Genomic DNA, 20,211 nt, shown 5'->3' on the forward strand with positions numbered 1-20,211 from the left:
TCCGAACCCAAGGAAACCGTATGAGCCTGTCACTCCTGAGCCGCTACGCCTTCTTTGCCGCCTGCGTGATCTTCACCCTCGCCAGCCTGCCCTTTCTCGAACACGACTGGCTGTGGCCATTCACCGCCGTCACCGGCGTCCTCAGCCTGATCGGCATCGGCGACTTGCTGCAAAGCCCCCACGCGGTACGGCGCAACTACCCGATCCTGGGCAACATCCGCTACCTGGTCGAAGCCATCCGCCCGGAAATCCGCCAGTACCTGCTCGAATCCGACAGCGACGCCCTGCCCTTCTCCCGCGCCCAGCGTTCGCTGGTCTATTCCCGGGCCAAGAATGAGAGCGCCGATAAACCCTTCGGTACCTTGATCGACGTGTACCAGTCCGGCTTCGAATTCATCGGCCACTCGATGCGCCCGGCCCCCTTGAGCGACCCGAGCTCTTTCCGTGTCACCGTCGGCGGCCCGCAGTGCACCCAGCCGTATTCGGCGTCGGTGTTCAACATCTCGGCCATGAGCTTCGGCTCGCTCAGCGCCAACGCCATCCGCGCGTTGAACCAGGGCGCCAAGCTCGGCAACTTTGCCCATGACACCGGCGAAGGCAGCATCAGCCCCTATCACCGCGAACACGGCGGTGATCTGACCTGGGAACTGGGCAGCGGCTATTTCGGTTGCCGCACTGCCGACGGACGCTTCGACCCGCAACGCTTCGCCGCGCAAGCACAGACACCGCAAGTGCGCATGATCGAAATCAAGATGAGCCAGGGCGCCAAGCCGGGCCACGGCGGGATCCTGCCCAAGCACAAGGTCACCCAGGAGATCGCCGACACCCGCGGCATCAGCATGGGCGAAGACTGCATCTCGCCGTCACGCCATAGCGCCTTCTCCACGCCGATCGAGCTGATGCATTTCATCCAGCAATTGCGCGAGCTGTCCGGCGGCAAACCGGTGGGCTTCAAATTTTGCCTGGGTCATCCGTGGGAGTTCATGGGCATCGCCAAGGCCATGCTGGATACCGGCATCCTCCCGGACTTCATCGTCGTCGACGGCAAGGAAGGTGGCACCGGCGCCGCGCCCGTGGAGTTCACCGACCACATCGGCGTGCCGATGCGCGAAGGCCTGTTGTTCGTGCACAACACCTTGGTGGGCTTGAACCTGCGGGACAAAATCAAGCTCGGCGCCAGCGGCAAGATTGTCAGCGCGTTCGATATCGCCAGCGTGTTGGCCATCGGCGCCGACTGGGCCAACTCGGCGCGCGGTTTCATGTTCGCCATCGGTTGCATCCAGTCGCAAAGCTGCCACACCAACAAATGCCCGACCGGCGTCGCCACCCAGGACACCCTGCGCCAGCGCGCGCTGGTGGTGCCAGACAAGGCCCAGCGCGTCTACAACTTCCACCGCAACACCCTCAAGGGCCTGGCCGAGATGCTCGCCGCCGCGGGCCTTGAACACCCATCGCAACTGTCGGCCAAGCACCTGGTGCGACGCATGTCCGCGACCGAGATCAAACTGTTCTCACAGCTGCATGTGTTCCTCAAACCAGGGGAATTGCTGACCGGTGAAATCAATGGCGAGTTCTACTCGCGGATGTGGCAGATGGCGCGGGCGGACAGTTTCGAGCCCAATGAAGTGGCGGCGGCCTGACCGTCACGGCCCCGACATTGCGTGTCACCAACGCAGCGATTTGATCGGGGCCGGTTCTTTCATGACGATGAATCCGTAATCGCCAATCAGGTAAATCCGGTAGAACTGGGTCTCTACCAGTGGCGGGTAGTCCAGATAACCCACCCGTGTCGCGTTGCGTCGCTCCTTCTCCGCGACCACGTTGGTGATGCCGGCTTTCGGCAGGCTTTCCGCCAGTATGTAGAAGTCGACGTTCAGCAGATAATGCAACACCGGCAGCTGCTTGAACGAACCCGCGGCCCCCATTAGCCAGTGATCGGAGTAGGTCACCGACATGTAGATGCGCTTGGCGTCACGCAAGGGTTGATGGCTGGCGATGTCACGTTCAAGGCTGTTCAGCGCACTGCTGGCGAAGGCTTTCTGCACCGTCAGGACCCGGCAATAGGCAAAACACAACGACAACATGGCCAGCAGCGGTATCAGCAACAGCAGCGGCAAGCGTTGGTGGAGCGTTGCCAGTGCCAGATGACTCAAATAGAACAACAGCACCAGCAACACCGCGAACCCCATCAGGGTCCTGGCGCCTTCATTGAAGTCGCGGAAGAACAGCGCGACACCGGACACCAACACCACCACCACCGGCACTGTCAGCAGACACAGCAGGCCGATCAGGAGTTTCTTCGGCCCGCTGTCCGTGCGCTCGACAATCTTCAGTCCCAGGCAAACGGCACCGGCAATGGCACATAGCAGCAACCCGACGGACACCCAGGCGAATCCGCCATGGAACAGCAGCACGACTTTTTCCAGGACTCGCCTGATGTTGATGTGGATTTGCAGCAAAGGCTGCGCCGCCCAGTTAAGCAACACCGTTCGACCTTGTCCCATAAAAGGGAATGCACTAACCCAGTAGATCAGCCACCCGAGAAACACCTGAGCGATACGCCAGCCGATCAAAGCGCCCCACCGCGACCAGGCCACTTGGTTATTGACCGCCCTGAATACTTCAAGACAGCACAGGCCGAGAAATACATTGATGCTGATTTGATAAAGGCCCAGCGCCAGCGCAATCAGCAAGGAAGGCACCAGCCATTGCAGAATGCGTGAAGGGTGATGAAAGGTGATGGCGAAGATCACCGCCACCACACTCAGGGTCATGACCGGGCCGTCGTATTGATAGGTCAGGTTTTGCAGGAAGAACGGGCTGTACCACAGCGGCAAAAGCACCAGGCAACAGCTGATGGTCGGCGCGCGGAAGTGATGAAAGGTCAGGCTGGTCAGTGCCCAGGACATGGCCAGAGTGGCGATCAACAGCGGCAGTGGAAAGATGTTCGGTGCACCAGTGCTGAAGGTCAGCGCGTTGTAGAACAACTCGGCGAACAACCGCCCTTCCTGTGCCCAGGCCATGCCGGCCGACAGCGAGCGCCAGTTGTCATCGATGTAGGGAAAATCCGCGAGGATGATCGGCAGGACGTACATGAAAGTCGCGGGCAGAATAAACAGCCAGGCCTGGCGTCGGGTGAGTTCCTTGATGAAGAAATCGCTGAACCGGCCCATGCTAGCGTTCGCGCCTGTCTTTGCCGCCGACGATGTCCTTGATCACATAGCGCGGCCGGTGCTTGGCTTCGATGTAGATGCGGCCGACGTATTCGCCAAGGATGCCGATGCCGATCAGTTGCACACCGCCGAGAAACAGAATCGCGGTCATCAACGAAGGGTAACCGGGCACGCTGTTACCGAAGAAAATCTTGTCCAGCACCATGTACACGGCGTACAGCACGGCAAAAATCGAAATGCCGCCGCCCACGTAGGTCCACAGGCGCAACGGCACAGTGCTGAACGACGTCACTCCCTCCAGTGCCAGATTCCACAGTTTCCAGACATCGAACTTGCTGCTGCCTGCCACGCGCTTGGCCCGTTCGTATTCCACTACCACGGTGTTGAACCCGGCCCAGGACAGCACGCCTTTCATGAACAACTGATGCTCGGGCAAGGTGCGGATCACGTCCACCACCTTGCGGTCCATGAGCCGGAAGTCACCGACGTTCTCTTCGATCCGGGTGTAGGAAATCCGATTCAACAGGTGATAGAACAGCGCTGCGCTGTGGCGCTTCAAATAACTATCGGAGGTGCGGTCGCGGCGCTTGGCCAGAACCACGTCCGCGCCTTTTTGCCATTGTTCGATCAACCGCGGAATGACGCTGATCGGGTCCTGCAAGTCGACGTCCATCGGGATGACCGCATCGCCGCTGGCATATTCCAGCCCGGCAAACAGCGCCGGTTCCTTGCCGAAATTGCGCGAAAAATTGATCAGCATTACCTGTTCGTCCACCTGCGCCAGGGCCGACGCCTGTGCGGCCGTGCCATCGGAGCTGCCGTCATTGATAAACACAATCTCGACCTCGACCCCGTCGAGTTTCAACTCACGTCGAACCGCCTGGTAAAACAGATTGATCGCCTGTTCTTCGTTGAACACCGGGACGATAAGCGAAACCTTCATGAATCACGCTCACGAAACACCACGTACTTGGAAAACAGGAAGCCGAACACCAGGCTCAATGCAGAAAACAGTGCCACGGTGAGCAAGCCATGCAAACGCCAGACATCGCCGGCATGGCCGACGCCAAGACTGAGCGCCCCCATCGCCAGCATGAACGACAGGTATCCGCCGACTGACGCCTTGGCATCAAAGGTATAGAGCGCGTTCATATAAAAGGAAAACGAGGCGGCCACGCAAAAGGCTGCGAGGTTGCTGATCGCCTGGCTGAAGCCGGCAGCCACGCTCAGGAGAAAAAAGATCTGCCAGTGAATCAGCGTGTTCGCAACGCCAATCACCGTGTAGCTGGACAAGCCCTTGCATGAAAGTCTCACGTGACGCACCTGCGATAGAACGCTGACCACACAAGTATTTGAGCTTGTCTGCTGTCATAAATCGCAGGTAAGGCGACCTTTCAGACCAGCGGTCAGGATCACGCCACGAGACATTCCGAAATACCCCACCTTTGCAATTGCTGGCGAATCAGTCCACCCTGCGCGCCGCCAATATGCGGCGCGCAACTTTTTGCGCCTTCGGCTAATCCTTTGTTCAATACCTGTCTACGAGCCTGCCGTCATGACGTTAGCGCGCGATCACCGGATCGATTTTTTTCGCGGCCTGGCACTGATCTTCATTTTCTGGGATCACGTGCCGCACAACCCTTTGGGGCAAATCACGCTGCGCAACTTCGGCTTCAGCGATGCCGCCGAAGTCTTCGTGTTCCTGGCCGGGTATGCGGCCGTCCTGGCCTACGGCAAAGTCCTGGCGCGCGAGGGCTTTTTGATCGCCTGCGTGAAAATCCTGCGCCGCGCCTGGGTGCTTTATGTGGTGCACATCTTCCTGCTGGCGATGCTGATGGGCATTGTGTTCTTCGCCAACAGCCACGTGGAAACCCGCGACCTGGTGGAAGAAATGGGCATGCACCATTTCATCAGCGACCCTCAGCAGGCCTTGATCGATGAGCTGTTGTTGCGCTTCAAACCGAACTTGATGGACCCGCTGCCGCTGTACATCGTGCTGCTGGCGGGCTTGCCGCTGGTGCTGCCGATCCTGGTGCGCAAGGTCTGGCCGGTGGTGGCGGTGTCCTTTGCGCTGTACCTGACCGTGCCGTTGTTTGGCTGGAACCTGGCCGCGATCAAGGATGGCGTCTGGTACTTCAACCCCGTGGCCTGGCAACTGCTGTTTGTGCTCGGTGGGGCGGCGGCGATTCATGCTCAACGCCCAAGCTTGCCCGACACCCGGCCGCTGATGCGCCAGCCGTTGTTCATGACGGCGGCGGTGTATGCGGTACTCGCAGCAGTGCTGACCATCGCCTGGCGCTGGCCACAGATCCACGACGCCCTGATGCCCGGCAGCCTGAGTAACCTGCTGTACCCGATCAGCAAGACCAACCTGTCGCCGGTGCGCCTGCTGCACTTCCTGGCGCTGGCCTACGTCACCGCGAAACTGCTGCCCGATACCGGCTGGACACAAAACTGGCTGGCACAGCAAAGCTGTCGCATGGGGCGTTTTTCCCTGGAGATTTTCTGCCTGGGCGTGCTGCTGGCGCCCCTGGCGGACATGCTCAATGCGCTGACCGACGATGCGTTCGCCATGCAGATCTTCACGGCGTTGGTGGGGGCTGGGTTGATGGCGTTGCTGGCGGTCTGGCTGGAGTTCAACAAACGGCTGAATCAGACAGTCAAAAGATCGCAGCCTTCGGCAGCTCCTACAGAAGCAGACCGTATTTCCCTGTAGGAGCTGCCGCAGGCTCGGGCCGCGTTCGGACAATCTTTTGATCTTCAAAAACCAAAAAGCCCCGATCATTTCGACCGGGGCTTTTTTCATTTCAAACGTTACTCGTTACGAAGCCGAACGCACCGCACCCTGCGCCACATTGGTCGGTTGCAACTTGAACACATAGAACAACACCGTCAGCAGCACCAGGAACGCAGGCCCCACATACAGCGCCACACGCGTGTCCGGGAAATACGCCATCAGGCCGACCACCAGCACCAGGAACGCCAGCGCCAGGTACGAGCTGATCGGGTACCACCACATGCGGTACTTGAGGCCGGCACGCTCGCTGGCGCTCAGGCCTTGGCGGAACTTGAGCTGGGCCAGCAGGATCATCACCCAGGTCCAGATCGCGCCGAAGGTGGCAATCGCCGTCACCCAGACAAACACCTTCTCAGGCACCAGGTAGTTGAGCAGCACACCCAGCAGCAGGGCGCCAATCGACAGCAGCAAGGCGCGACGCGGCACACCATTGCTGGAGGTCTTGGCAAAACCGGCCGGGGCCTGGCCGTTCTGCGCCAGGCTGTAGAGCATGCGCCCGGTGCTGAAGATGCCGCCGTTGCAGGACGACAGCGCAGCCGTGATCACCACGAAATTGATGATGCCAGCGGCGGTCTTGATGCCCAGGCGCTCGAAGGTCATCACGAACGGGCTGCCTTGGGTGCCGATTTCGTTCCACGGGTAGATCGACAGGATCACGAACAACGCGCCGACGTAGAACAGCAGGATCCGCCAGAACACCGAGCCGATGGCGCTGGGAATGGTCTTCTGCGGGTTTTTCGCTTCACCAGCGGTCAGGCCGATCATCTCCACGCCGAGGTAGGCGAACATGACCATTTGCAGGGACATCAACACGCCCTGCACGCCGTTTGGCATGAAACCGCCATGGGTCCAGAGGTTGGAAATCCCCAAGGCCACACCGTCGTTACCGAAACCGAATGCGATGATGCCGATACCACCGAACACCATCGCAATGATGGTGACGATCTTGATCAGAGCGAACCAGAATTCGAATTCACCGAAGGCTTTCACCGCGATCAGGTTGATCGAACCCATGCTGACCAATGCCGCCAGCGCCCAGATCCAGCGCGGCACATCGGGGAACCAGACGCCCATGTACACCGCCACCGCAGTGATTTCCGCAACACAGGTCACCAGCCACAGGAACCAGTAGTTCCAGCCGGTCAGGAAGCCCGCCAGCGGGCCGAGGTAGTCTTGGGCGTAACGGCTGAACGAGCCGGCGACCGGGTTGTGCACGGCCATCTCGCCGAGCGCGCGCATGATCACCAGGATGGCCAGGCCGCCGATGATGTAGGACAGCATGATGGCCGGGCCAGCCATTCAATGGCCTTGGCCGAACCGAGAAACAGACCGACGCCGATACAGGCACCGAGTGCCATCAAGCGGATATGCCGTTCGCCGAGTTCACGTTTGAGCGGGCCGCCCTGGGCGGTCTCGCCGTGGGGCAGGTGATTGCCTACGGGCATGGGTACAACCTCGTATTGTTATTGGATATATCCACCGAGTGGCGAAGCGTTGACCGATAAGCCATCGCCTCCCTTGACCGACCCTGCTTCGTGGGCAGAACCGTCTTGCAGGCCGAAGCCTGCGAGATCAGCGGGGGGTGCAGTATAAAAAGCTCGCGACAGAGACTTTCACTCTATAAACCACAAAAATCAGGTGTAAATCTCGGTGAAAGCGCTATCCACGGAGATGGATTATCTGGGTCTTGTAGGAATTTTCGCTTTTTGAAACGGCGGCGAGTATTGCACGGTATTGGTGCGTCGTCATGCCCCGTTAAACCTCTCGAGGGCTCTGGATCAACCCTGTAGGAGCTGCCGCAGGCTGCGATCTTTTGATTTGCTTTTAAAAGACAAGATCAAAAGATCGCAGCCTGCGGCAGCGCCTACTAAGCTTCAGACAAGTCCGATCAATCTGCGTGAATGGATCAATCGACTATGGGCGCTTTACAGCAAAACGATTCGAGTACAACCGTGGTCCAGACTGAACCTGTGGATGAAGCGCCGATACCTGAAAAACCTCCTCGCAGCCGCGTCAAGCACGGCTGGAAAGCGTTTTGGTTGTTGTTGGTAATCATTGCGATCGTCGTGGGCCTGGCGGCGTCCAAGGAGATGCGCACCTCGAGGTTTCAGGCCAGGGAAGTCAGCAAGTTTGCCAAGACCCTGAGCTATGAACTCAAACCCGGTCCCAGCGACGCGATTCATTACCCTGGCGCCGGGCCGTTCGACCTGCGCCTGGGCTACAGCTCGCTGGATGAATTCCTGCCGCGCCTGCTCAAGCGCGATTACGTTATTTCCGCCCAGACCCGGTTTTCCCCGGCCTTGATGGACTACACGGACAAGGGCCTGTTCGTGCCTTATGCGGAGAAAATCCAGGCGGGCTTGTCGATCACCGATTGCCGCGCGAACCCCTTGTACCAGTACAAGTATCCGCAACAGCTCTATGCCAGCTTCGAGGCGATTCCGCCGGTGGTGGTCAATAGCCTGCTGTTCATCGAAAACCGTTTTTTGCTCGACCCGCGCCAGCCCCTCGCCAACCCTGCTGTGGACTGGCCGCGGTTCGGCATGGCGGCGTATACCCAGGTCGCCAAGATGCTGCACCTGCCCGGTCAATCGGCCGGTGGCAGTACCCTGGCAACGCAACTCGAGAAGTATCGGCACTCACCCGATGGCTTGACCGTGTCGGGCGGGGAAAAAATACGCCAGATGATTTCCGCCACCGTGCGCGCTTATCAGGATGGGCCGCAAACGCTCAAGGCTCGGCAGAACGTGGTGCGCGACTACCTCAATAGCGTGCCGCTGTCGGCGGTGCCGGGCCACGGTGAAGTGCATGGCATGGCCGAGGGTTTGCGTGTGTGGTACGGCGCCGACTTCAACAAGGCCAACGAAACCCTGGCGAGCAACGCCACCGATCCGCAAAGCCTGGCGGAAAAAGGCCTGGCCCTGCGCGAGATGCTGTCGTTGATGATTGCCCAGCGCCGCCCTTCCCATTATCTGACCAAGGGCCACGATGAACTGTCCGACCTCACCGACAGCCACATTCGCCTGCTGGCACAAAATGGTGTGATCGATGCGCCCTTTGCCGCTGCGGCCTTGGCCAGCAAAGTGACGTACCGCGACTGGGCGACTCAACCGACCATTCAACCGATCGAAACCAACAAGGGCATCAGCGTGGCACGCAGCCGCCTGGCCGGACTGCTCAATCGTCCGCTGTACGATCTCGACCGACTCGACCTCTCCGCCACCAGCACCCTGCAAGGCGACCTGCAAACCCAGGCCACCGCCTACCTCAAGCGCCTGGCCGACCCGGCCTATGCCGCCGAAATCGGCCTGATGGGCGAACGCTTGCTGACGCCCACCAGCACCACCCAGGTGCGCTACAGCTTCACGCTGTTCGAGCTGACACCGGATGGCTCGCGGGTGCGGGTACAAACCGACAGTACCGATCAACCCTTCGATATCAATGAAGGCAGCAAACTGGAACTGGGCTCCACCGCCAAAATGCGCGTGCTGACCACTTACCTGCAGATCATTGCCGAGTTGCACGACAAATACGGCGAGATGTCCGTCCCGGACCTCAAGAAAGTCGAGATACCGGAACAGGATCGCCTGAGCCGCTGGGTGGTCGACTACCTGATCCAGAACAAAGACCGCAGCCTGCAACCCATGCTCGGCGCCGCGCTGGATCGCAAGTACTCCGCCAGCCCCGGCGAAGCGTTTTTCACCGGTGGCGGCTTGCACACGTTCAATAACTTCCGCAAGGAAGACAACGGTCGCAACCCGACCCTGCGCGATGCCCTGCGGGAGTCGATCAACCTGCCGTTCATTCGCCTGATGCGCGACATCGTGCGCTACACCACGTATTCGGGCCCCAACAACAGGGCCGAACTGCTCAAGGACGACCGCGACCCGCGGCGCCAGGAATACCTGGCGTCCTTTGCCGACCGCGAAGGCACCTCGTTCCTGCTCAAGTTCTGGAAAAAATACCGCAACAAGGACACCCAGGCGCGCCTCGAGACTTTCCTCGACAGCATGCGCCCGACACCGATCCGCCTGGCCGCCGTGCACCGTTACCTGCTGCCGCAGGCCAGCCAGCAAAGCTTCAACACCTTCGTGCGATCGCACCTAACGGGCGAAAAGGCCAGCATCGACAAGGAGAAGCTCACCGACGAGCGCCTCGAGCGCCTGTACCTCGCCTATGGACCCGGCACCTACGACTTGCCGGACCAGGGTTTCATCGCCAAGGTCCACCCGCTGGACCTGTGGATGATGGGCTACTTGCTGACCCACCCGGACGCCACGTTCAAGGACATCGTCAAAGCCAGCCAGTTCGAGCGCCAGGAAGTCTACAGCTGGCTGTTCAAGAGCCGTCACAAGGGCGCGCGTGACAACCGTATTCGCACCATCCTGGAGATCGAAGCCTTCCTCGATATTCATCAGCGCTGGCAGCAAGTCGGCTACCCGTTCGATCACCTGGTGCCATCGCTGGCCACCGCCATCGGCAGTTCCGGCGACCGTCCGGCTGCCCTGGCCGAGCTGATCGGCACCATCCTCAACGACGGTGTACGCATGCCGACGCTGCGCATCGACAGCCTGCACTTCGCGGCGAACACGCCCTATGAAACCAAGCTGATCAATGACCCGGATGTCGGCAAGCGGGTGATGCCGTCCGAGGTTGCCACGGCCATGCGCGAAGCCTTGTCGCAGGTGGTGGACGCCGGTACGGCCAAACGTGTCGCCGGCAGTTTCATCACCCCCGATGGCAAGCCGTTGGCCATGGGTGGCAAGACCGGTACCGGTGACAACCGCATCGAGGCCATTGGTTCAGGCGGACGGATTCTGAGTTCGAAGTCGATCAACCGCACCGCGACCTTCGTGTTCTACATCGGCGACACCCATTTCGGCACCCTGACCGCGTTTGTGCCGGGGCGCACGGCCGAAGCCTTCAAGTTCACCTCGGCCTTGCCGGTGCAAGTGCTCAAGGGCATGGCACCGATTCTCACGCCGTATCTGCAACCGGGGAGCAACTCGCAGTGTCTGCCGGTCGAGGTGGCACGGCGCTGAAAAAAGCCGGGTGGTACATAGTTGTTTTCGGCATGGATAATTCAAATGGTTTGAGCGGGCCGGCAGCGATTCGGCAACGATAAATCCGTCTTTTACTTTAAGCCCCGAGCGTTAGGCTGGAACGCCACTTAACGCTTGAGGCTTATGGAAAACATGCCGCAATTACATGGACGTATATCTGCTGACACCGGCGAAGAAAAAGGTCGCCACTACGAATTCATCAACAGCCGGATCCACCCCACGTTCAAAGGAGCCTCGCGCCAACGTATTCGCGAACTGAACCTGAGCAAAAGAACGTCTGAGCAGTGGACAACGATCTCCGGGACGTTCGATCACACGCCGCTGCAACAGGCCAACCTCGAACTCTGGGCAGCGCAAAACAGCGTCGACCGCACCCTGGAGAAAGTCCAGGGCGTCTACGAGTTCGCCGAACCGTTACTCACCGACGCCCTGCTGAAACAGTACGGGGTTGATGTCGATGTAACCCAAACCTGCCTGTACCTCTACCTACCGAAAACCCTGCCCTGGTACGCCAGCGACCTGGGTGGCGTGGTCACCCGCACCGTCTCATTGCTGGACGCGGCCCTGCACAACTTTTCGAGCAAGGAAACCTGCGAAGCGGACTCGGACTTCATCAGCCAGCCCGATGCGCGCGGGCACTTCGATATCCTGCCGATCAAACGCAAGATGAGCATCGCCCAGTTCCAGACCCTGTGTCGTGAACTGGACATCGGCGCACGCTATAACAAGTACCTGGAAGAACAGTTGAAGCCCAAGGACGGTCTCGCCCAAGGCGTCTTGAAACGCAAGCTCATCGACAGCGACAAGGCCGCGTTCAAGGCCGCCGCGCAACTGGCGGTCCTGACCGGCGACATCGACGCACAAGCCCGAGACCTGATCCTGAGCATGCTCGATGGCCAGCGCAACCTCACCCGCAAAGGCTGGGTGATGGAGTTCAGCGAGTTGTCCATTCTCGACAGCCGGCTGACCGGCATCGTGTTGCTCACCGCCCGGGCGGAGCAAGACCCGCGCGCCGTCACGCCGGTGATTGCCTATGTCCCGCAAGACCCAGAGCACCCACTCAAGGAATATGCTTCGGGCGTCGCCTTCCTGGATGAACTGACCCGCCAACTGCGCGCCAACCTTGTCGTGTCATCCACCGGCATGACCTACCAGCAATTCTTCAGCCGGTTCGTCGATCAGGCGGACCGTGGGCATTTTTTCGGCGGGCTGCAACAGCGTCTGTTCGAAGTGAAATGGCATGAAAAAACACCGCTGGACCCGGGGCCGAGCTGGCGCGAAATACCCGTCACCACCCCCAACCTGCATTTCGATACGACTCCGATCACCCGAGAACTCTGGCAGTACCGCTTCGAACTAAAACTCAGCAAGGTCCTCAACGACGCCAGGTTCATCGCCGTGTCCGCCGCCGAGGCTGACTCCAACGCTCGCTGGGCCTGGTGGGAGAACTTCAGGAAAATAGTCTCGGACCTTTTCAACATCGCCCTGATGGTGGTCACGCCTTTCGTTCCGGGGCTGGGTGAGATGATGCTGGTGTACTCCGCGTACCAGATGACCAGCGACGTCGTCGAAGGCATCCTCGACCTCACCATGGGTTTGCGGATCGAAGCGGGCGAGCATATTACCGCTGCGGTCACGGACTTCCTGTCGCTGGTGGCGTTTGCCGCCGGCGGCCAGATCGGTGAGGTGGCGCGCCTGAAACTGTCGCCGCTGATCGAAGGCATGAAACCGGTGACCCTGCCCAATGGCGAGCCCCGCCTGTGGAACCCCGACCTCACCCCCTATCAACGGCCTGAAGTGCAGCTGCCGACGGACTCGCAACCTGACGCGCTGGGGCTGCATACACACGCGGGCGAAAAAATCCTGCCGCTGGAGAATCAGCACTACGCCCTGCAACAGGACGCACGAACCAGCACCTGGAGAGTCAAGCACCCCGAACGCGACAATGCCTATCAACCTGAAGTGAAACACAACGGTCGTGGCGCCTGGACCCATGAAGCGGAAAACCCGCGCACCTGGGAACGCCCGACCCTGATGCGGCGCCTCGGCCACTCGGTAGAGGCCTTTACCGACGCCGATCTCGAACAGGTACGCATCGCCAGCGGCACCGACGAAGGTGCGTTGCGCCGCATGCATGCCGACAACACCGCCCCGCCGCCCTTGCTCGAAGATAGCCTCACTCGCTTGCGCATCCAGCGCCAGGCCCGGCAAAACGTGGAGAACATTCGCACGGGCCAAACACTCGATGCTGACGCGTACTGGTTTGAACCGCTGGCGACATATCTGGACGGTTGGCCGTCGGACAAAGCCCTGAAAGTCTATGAAAAAACCGATAAGACCGGCCCGTTCCGTCAGTACGGCAATGCCGAGGCAACTAATGAGCAGACGCTATCGACCAGCCTCGCACAGCTCACCAGTGCTGAGTTCGCCTCTGACCTGGTCGAGTTTCTCAGCGAAGAAGAACTGCGGGCCGTGTTAGGCAGCCCGGTGGACAAAAGTGCGCAAGTGCAGACGATGCGCGAGCGCCTCGCGGATGAAGCCACCCGGCTGAACACCGACATCGTCAATCAGCTGTATCAGGGTGCGCAAGCCTCCGACGATGCGCAGGTGAGCCTGATCCGGCAGACGTACCCCGAGCTGCCATCCAGTGCAGCCAGTATCCTGCTGGACACTGCCGAGCCAGGCGAGCGCACTCGCCTGACCCAGGAGCAACGGCTCCCCCTGAGCCTCAAGACCCGCGCCCGTGAAGCCGCGTTCGAAGCCCGGGCGAACCATGCCTACGAAGGTTTCCACGACGGCGCGCAGTGGTCCGCGCAAACCGAAAGCCTGGCGCTGAACGCCTTGAGGATTAATACCGACACCTTCGCGCAGCTGCGCATCGAGGTTCGCGAAGGCGCCACTGACGGCACCGTGCGCACGAGTGTAGGGAACCCGGACGCATCGACCGTTCGGCTACTGGTCCGAAACGAGCCGAACCAGTTCGAAGTCTGGGACGACGCCAACGGCAAACTGCATGACGCCACTGATTTCTACGAAGCCGTCCTCAATGCCATGCCGAGCGAGATACGCGCACAGCTTGGCTATCAACCAGGCCAGGGCGAGCACTTCAGACAATGGGTCATGGCCAAGACCGACATCCCGGCCGAACGCCGTACCGCCCTCGCCGCGCCGCCGATTCTGCCCACGGCCAACCACCAGGACATGACGCTGTTGCGCGGCCCCACGCTCTCGCGCTCCGCCACCACACTGACCGAGCGGGTCGAAGATCTGTATCCCCATTTCAACGAACGGGAGGTCAGTCATTTTGTGCAGTCCCTGGGTTCGCAAGAGCAGGGGCATCAAATGCTCAACAGACTGGACCGGGAGCTCGATGACCTGAAGGTGCTGTTGAATCGCTGGCGCTACGAACAAGGTGAGGCCTGGGGGCCGAATCGAGAAGGATTCGTGAATGGTGGCGGGCTGCACATTTCTGAGCGGCTTATCGAGTGTTTCGAGAGAAAATCCACGGTGCTGGGCGAACGCAACAGCAATGCCAATGGCCGCTACGTGCTGGACTTGTCCACCGAGATGGATGTGATCGATCTCGAGCTCTGGTGGCAGAAGATGCCGGACATCAAGCCCTACCTGGAGCAGATCGACACCCTGAACCTGGACCGCGCGACCTTTTCCACCACCTCCTCCGGCCTGCTCGATAGTTTCCCTCACCTGCGCCAACTGAGCGCCAGGAGTTGCGGCTTGACGCAACTGCCGGAGAGCATCGGCAAGATGCATTTCCTGCGCACCTTGCGCCTGATGAACAATGACATCACCCTGACGTTGCCGGCCGTCGAGCAACTGCGCAACCTGACCCACCTGGAAACCCTCAGGCTCGATGACAACCCGCGACTCCGGCTTCTTCCGGATGTCTCGCGCATGCCCAAACTGAGGATCCTGGGCTTGAGCACCACCGGCGCCACAAAATGGCCCGAGGGCCTGTTCGGGCCGTTCAGCAAGCATCGCCCGCGGGGGTTTTTCCTGGACTTGCTGAACAATCCCATCAGCGAAATGCCGAACGTGGTGCAAGGTTCCGACGATGCCTTTATCGTGGCGCGCACCCTGGTCCATCAAGCCCCCCTGTCGGAACGCAACCGCCTGCTCTACCAAGAGTATCGCCGTTCGGTCGGCCTCGCCGCCGAGCAGGTGTACGCACTCTATGCGCCCCGCGCCATGGAGCAGTGGCCGATGAACAACGACTCGACCTGGTGGAGTAACCGGGCGCCGGGCCTGGGAACCTTCCGCGAAGAGGCCTGGGACGACCTGATGACCGAGCCGAACTCCCGGGGCTTTTTTACCTTGATCGACAATCAGACCCGCTCGGCCGACTACCGCGCCGGCGGCCAGTTGCGCCAGCAGCTCAGCGATCGGGTGTGGCGCATGATCGAAGCCATGGACCTGGACAAGGACCTGCGCAAGGATCTGTTCGAAATGGCCAGCGAACCCACCACCTGTGCCGATGCCGGCGCCCAGGTGTTCAACCACATGGGCATCAAGGTGCTCGCCTCCGAAGCCTATGCCCAGTCGACTTCCAACGCCGTTCTGGAAAGCAGACTGGTGCGCCTGGCCAAAGGCGCGGCGCGCCTGGGGCGGGTGGATGACATTGCCCGCGCCGACTTCGCCAGCCGCGAGGGCGATCCCGATGAGGTGGAAGTCTACCTCGCTTACGAAACCGGCCTTGCCCAACGCCTCGAACTCCCATGGCAATCGCAGGGGATGATGCATCGCCCCGTCGCCGGCGTGAGCGCCGAGACGCTCGATACTGCCTTCGACACGGTCACCTCGATGGAAGCCGGCGACGGCTTGGTCAACGCGATGATCGAGCAACCGTTCTGGCAGAAGTACCTGCGCGATACCCATCCGGACGAACTCATGCGCAATACCCGCCTGTTCGAAACCAAAAGCGACCTGCTGGATGAGTTGCGCGAAGCTCAACACGCGTGGGCCTCCTCCAAAGGTCAGCCGGGAGCGCAACGACAGGCACTGAAACAGACCTTGCAGGACATCGCCCGCCGCCTGGAGGTCGATGACAGTGAAGTACTCACCGAGGAGGACATGAGCGATGAGGTCTACAACCGACTGCTTTTCGACATGGGCTACGAGGAAAAAGAACTGAGCAGAAAACTGACCCGCACGGCGTTGCAAAAAGACACTGAGCAGTAAACGGTAAACCCTGATGCATCGGTTGATGCATCAGGGTGTTTCATCAACCCACTTCCGAGTCCCAGATCACCGTGACATGGCCCGAGTAGGACCGAGTGATTCCGGGCTTGAGCATCTCCGCTGTTTCGCCCGGCGCAATCTCGAAGTGCAGGGTTGCGGGGGTGCGATCGACATAAAAAAGCGGCTGAATCAACTCGGTGCCACTGCCGTCACGCCGCAATGGCCGGCGGGTGACCGGCTGATCGGCGCCATCCACCAGGCCATGGGGCAGGGTCACGCTGACATCCAGCGGCACGACATGCCCGGACACCGGGTCGCGCACTGAGCAGCGGTTGCCATCCAGGCTGTACTGGCAGTCCATGTTCATCTTGAAGCGGCTCGATGCAGAGATATTGAATGTTTGATCGCGGAACAGTCGACTGGGTTTGCGCCCCTGGGTCAGCCAGGCTTGCCAGCCGCCTTGTGGCACCAGTTCCACGCGATTACCTCCTGGGGGAATCTCGACCTTGAGGGTGTGTTGCACCTCCAGGGTGAAATTCAAGGTCAATACCGAATCGCTCGGCTGCATGACATCGCCCATGTCGAAATCGCCGTGTGGTCCGACGCTGTAGGTCAGGCTTCCCGAATAGCGACCCGCAGACATGCCCAATGGGTTGGGCGTGACCAGCTCATAGGCAAAATCCAGATAATCGTATCGCAGCCAGGGCACATCGAACTGCGCCTGCTTCGAGCAAGTCCCCTCTGTCGGTGTTTTCCAGAAAAAACCGTAATGCGCACCGCCGTAATAACCTACACCGCTGTACAGGCAGGGAGCAGGCGCATTCACCCAACTGGCGCCCCACAGTTGATTGTGGGCGAGTCGGTAGTCACTCCCGCTACCACCTACAAGCTTGATGACATCTTCCGTTACATAGGTAGAGCCCAAACCTGCAATTCGGACCCTGACCGTTTCCGTCTCTCCCGTCGCCTCATGGATCACGGACAATTCGCGCCCCTGGGCAGGCACCTTGAAAGTCGCACCCTCGCGGGGTGAAGCATGATGCGCCTCGATTGGCGTGTCGGAGTGAAACTGAATCGGCACGCGCAAGCTGAACATCTGGTTATCGCTGCACTGGGCCGGATAGTATTCGCAGTAGCCACTGGGTGGCGTGTCATTGTTAAATTTATTCTGCTGCGGGTTCGCAGAATCCGGTCTGAAAGATGCGTGGATCGACACGTCTAACGCCCAGACCGAAGAAGCGCCCAGGGTTAGCCATAGACCCAGGCCGACACGACGTCCTGTTTGACTGGCATGCTTTAAACGGCTCATTGAATTGTTCCTCCCTTGCATCACGCCCCCGGCAACACCGCATTGAAAACCATATTGACGCTGCCAAAATAACTGCCGGGCTTGTAAACGCCGTCGGCTGGCGGCACTGGCTGCACTTCCAGCAACACCCGCTTGCCTTGCGTAGCGTCGATCATCGGCACCACCTCGCTGCTGGCCAGCTCGCTCAGCAACTTGCCGTTGAACAACACGCGCAAAGCTATGTCGTCGACCTCCCTGCCATTGGAGAGATAAGGTCGACCTTCAAGCCTGGCTTCGATGGAGCCGGCCTGGTTCCTCACATCGAAATACTTGCGCAACCCACCCAGGGTCGAAGTCGACAGATTCCACGGCAGTCGCTGCTCGCGGTGAATCCAGTCGGTGTCGGCGGGAATGACGTAGAACGCCTGGTTCGGAATGGTCACGAACACTTCAAACTCATGCACTTCGCGAGCTGCAAATGCGAAATTGCATGCCCACAGCGTCACCGCCGACACCATCAGCACCTTCAATTTTCTGAACATGGTCATCAACCCTTCACATCGAGTTTCTTGCTGCTCTGGCCTTCAATCAGCGTAAAGCGGTACTCGCGACCGGCCTGTTTCTCGAACTGAAAACTGCGGCCCGCCAGAATGTGATGCTTGGTGGTCGGCATACAGTCCTGCTCGTTGCTGACCGAACAATCCTTGAACTCATCGATCACCACCACGGTGTTGCCGTTGTTGCGGATGCGGTAGTTGGCCTTGTCGTTTTCGATCTCGCTGGCGAAACGCGCGTCCTTGGGCCGCACGAAAAACACCGCGCCGTAACCGGCCAGCACCGTGACCCCGGCGGACAGAGCCTCGCGGTACGCCTCACGCTCCTCCACGGACACCGCGAACTCGTCTTCCTTCTCGGGCACCACCGGCACAAAGCGCACGCGGAAATATCGCTCGTGTTCACGTTCGCCCATGTACAGCAGGCGCGTGCCCTGCATGCCGTTTGCGGGCACGATCAGGCGCGCCGGGCTGGCCATCAGGCCATCCCGGGCGGCGCCGTCAGTACTGGCCTGGAGCGGCACTTCCCGGGATTTGCCGTCGGCGTCGTAGAGGATTTCCAGGATGTTGACCTTGACGAAGGCGGTGCTGTCACCACCGTTGAAAACGCGTTTCAGGTAGGTGCTTTTATCGCCATCCATGTAATCGTAGACCGTGCCGATATTGATATTGGGGCCGGCGTGGGCCGTTTGCGCGAACAGGCAAAAGCCGAACAGAGCCAACAGGGGTTTCATCGTTTGCAACCTCGTTAAAATGAAAAAAGCGAAGGACCAGCCGCTAGACTTGCGAATCCAAGATCACCGTGACACTCCCGGAGTGCTGGCGCTGTTGCCCTGGGCCCAGCATTGACGCCAATGAACAACTCGCTTGCGGCAGCCCATTGGCAGACAGCAAGAAACTCCGGCATCTTGAAAAATCCAGGCGTTGAGTCCATCAACCCGCCCTCTGCACGGCATCGACCACATTCGCCAACGTATCCGGCGTGCACCGCAGGTCGCCGATCATCAGCACATTGTTTTCCGTGCGGCCCTGGCTCGGGTCCAGGCGGAACTGGCACAGCAACTGGCTGCCGTGGCGAACTTCCAGCGTCGGCGACCCGGCGTTCATTTCCATGGAGAAGAAGCCGTCCACTTCACTGACCCCGCGACTGGCGTGGTTGATGATGTGGTGGCCCTTGAGCGGGTTGCCCTGGGGGTCGACCAGACGACCGAGCACGGTGAGGGTTTTCATCACGCGCACCTGGCGATACTCGACGCCGCCCTTGTTCAGGTGATAGCTGGAGCGTGCCGGCTGGATGGTCGCGGCGGGCACGTGGTTGCCTTCGAAGTCGAAGCTGACCGAGCTGCTCTTGTACGCGGTGACCGGCACGAAATTGCGCCCGGGCTTGAGCAGCGCGCTGCCGCCGCTCAAGTCGTCGGCGCGCAGGGCGATGCCGTCGATGTCGGATTCGACATCGATGATCATGCCGGCGCCGTTGCGGCTGTACTGGCTGGTCATGACCACCTTCTGGCCACCCACCGCCACGGTGCTGTCCAGGTTCAGGCCGCCGGTGAAATCATTGTTGTAGGACGAACGCTGGATGAAACCGTCCGCGTTGAGGACGTCCGTTTGCATCGTCGCCATCGCGTTCAAGCCGACGCCATAGGTGTCGGTGATGGCCGTGGCCGAGACGCTTTGCAGCAGGTGATCCTGCAGGTCTTTGCGGTAGGTGACCGAAGCGTTGTTATCCCGACCGCCCTCTCGGGCTGTGCGGGTGCCAATGCTCCCGGAGATCTGCTCACCCGGGCCGCCCAAGGCAATGTTGATACTCAGGTCGATGCCACGGTTACGGTCATCACCCGAACTGAAACTACCGGGCCGGTCGAACAATGACAGCCGCCAGTTGGCGTCGCTGCCGAACAGTCGGGTGCGCTGAGTCCAGCCCAGGTCCACGCCAGTGCCTTCGGTGTTGCCTTCGCTGTGGGAGACCCTGGCATTGACCGAGCTTTTGCTGGTGATTCGGTGATTCACCGAGAGCGACGAATTACTGGTCTGACCGACAAACACATTGCGCTGGCGCACCCGTGTGCCGTCGGGCAGGGTGTCGTAGAGGCGAGTGGTGTCGAGCCAGCTGCGGTTGTGGCTGGGGACGATGCTGCCA

11 protein-coding genes and 1 pseudogene are annotated in these 20,211 nt (G+C 60.2%); 4 read left to right on the forward strand and 8 right to left on the reverse strand.

Annotation, left to right across the window (positions count from 1 at the left end):
• Window positions 1-20: 20 nt before the first annotated feature.
• A complete protein-coding gene (locus PMI35_RS24390; RefSeq protein ID WP_008056660.1) occupies window positions 21-1,640 on the forward strand; it encodes an FMN-binding glutamate synthase family protein in 1,620 nt (539 codons plus the stop codon).
• 24 nt (window positions 1,641-1,664) lie between these two features.
• On the opposite strand, the gene PMI35_RS24385 is transcribed toward PMI35_RS24390, so the two are convergent.
• The 3 genes from PMI35_RS24385 to PMI35_RS24375 are packed head-to-tail and all read right to left on the reverse strand — an operon-like array spanning window position 1,665 to window position 4,487.
• Window positions 1,665-3,173, reverse strand: coding sequence for a glucosyltransferase domain-containing protein (locus PMI35_RS24385; protein WP_008056661.1), 1,509 nt, complete (start codon window positions 3,171-3,173; stop codon window positions 1,665-1,667).
• A gap of 1 nt (window position 3,174) precedes the next feature.
• Window positions 3,175-4,116: a glycosyltransferase family 2 protein gene (locus PMI35_RS24380; RefSeq protein ID WP_008056662.1), complete on the reverse strand. Its 942-nt coding sequence runs from the start codon at window positions 4,114-4,116 to the stop codon at window positions 3,175-3,177.
• Complete coding sequence (locus PMI35_RS24375) at window positions 4,113-4,487, reverse strand: GtrA family protein (RefSeq protein WP_008056663.1); 375 nt, start codon at window positions 4,485-4,487, stop codon at window positions 4,113-4,115. The genes PMI35_RS24380 and PMI35_RS24375 overlap by 4 nt, the downstream gene beginning before the upstream one ends.
• Window positions 4,488-4,728: 241 nt before the next feature.
• Here PMI35_RS24375 and PMI35_RS24370 point away from each other — a divergent pair, with 241 nt between their 5' ends.
• Complete coding sequence (locus tag PMI35_RS24370) at window positions 4,729-5,889, forward strand: OpgC family protein (protein ID WP_008056664.1); 1,161 nt, start codon at window positions 4,729-4,731, stop codon at window positions 5,887-5,889.
• 105 nt (window positions 5,890-5,994) lie between these two features.
• On the opposite strand, the pseudogene PMI35_RS24365 reads toward PMI35_RS24370, so the two are convergent.
• A pseudogene (locus PMI35_RS24365) lies at window positions 5,995-7,415 on the reverse strand (amino acid permease).
• Window positions 7,416-7,886: 471 nt separating this feature from the next.
• On the opposite strand from PMI35_RS24365, the gene PMI35_RS24360 reads away from it, so the two are divergent.
• Together PMI35_RS24360 and PMI35_RS24355 are read left to right on the forward strand one after the other, a co-directional pair.
• The gene (locus PMI35_RS24360) at window positions 7,887-11,012 is read left to right on the forward strand and encodes a transglycosylase domain-containing protein (protein WP_008056667.1); all 3,126 of its coding nucleotides are present in this window, start codon (window positions 7,887-7,889) and stop codon (window positions 11,010-11,012) included.
• A 153-nt stretch (window positions 11,013-11,165) separates the two neighbouring features.
• Window positions 11,166-16,229: an NEL-type E3 ubiquitin ligase domain-containing protein gene (locus PMI35_RS24355; RefSeq protein WP_008056668.1), complete on the forward strand. Its 5,064-nt coding sequence runs from the start codon at window positions 11,166-11,168 to the stop codon at window positions 16,227-16,229.
• A 43-nt stretch (window positions 16,230-16,272) separates the two neighbouring features.
• Here PMI35_RS24355 and PMI35_RS24350 read toward each other — a convergent pair whose 3' ends face one another.
• From PMI35_RS24350 to PMI35_RS24335, 4 genes are all read right to left on the reverse strand, one after another.
• Window positions 16,273-17,538 (reverse strand): hypothetical protein, encoded by a 1,266-nt coding sequence (locus PMI35_RS24350; RefSeq protein WP_008056669.1) that lies wholly within the window; start codon window positions 17,536-17,538, stop codon window positions 16,273-16,275.
• Between the two features lie 20 nt (window positions 17,539-17,558).
• Window positions 17,559-18,059: a CS1 type fimbrial major subunit gene (locus tag PMI35_RS24345; protein WP_008056670.1), complete on the reverse strand. Its 501-nt coding sequence runs from the start codon at window positions 18,057-18,059 to the stop codon at window positions 17,559-17,561.
• Between the two features lie 5 nt (window positions 18,060-18,064).
• Window positions 18,065-18,805: a hypothetical protein gene (locus PMI35_RS24340; RefSeq protein WP_008056671.1), complete on the reverse strand. Its 741-nt coding sequence runs from the start codon at window positions 18,803-18,805 to the stop codon at window positions 18,065-18,067.
• Window positions 18,806-19,004: 199 nt separating this feature from the next.
• Window positions 19,005-20,211: CS1-pili formation C-terminal domain-containing protein (locus PMI35_RS24335; protein WP_008056672.1), on the reverse strand; the 1,207-nt coding region annotated here is incomplete at its 5' end.

Origin of the sequence: Pseudomonas sp. GM78, assembly GCF_000282475.1 — a bacterium.
Lineage (GTDB): Bacteria > Pseudomonadota > Gammaproteobacteria > Pseudomonadales > Pseudomonadaceae > Aquipseudomonas.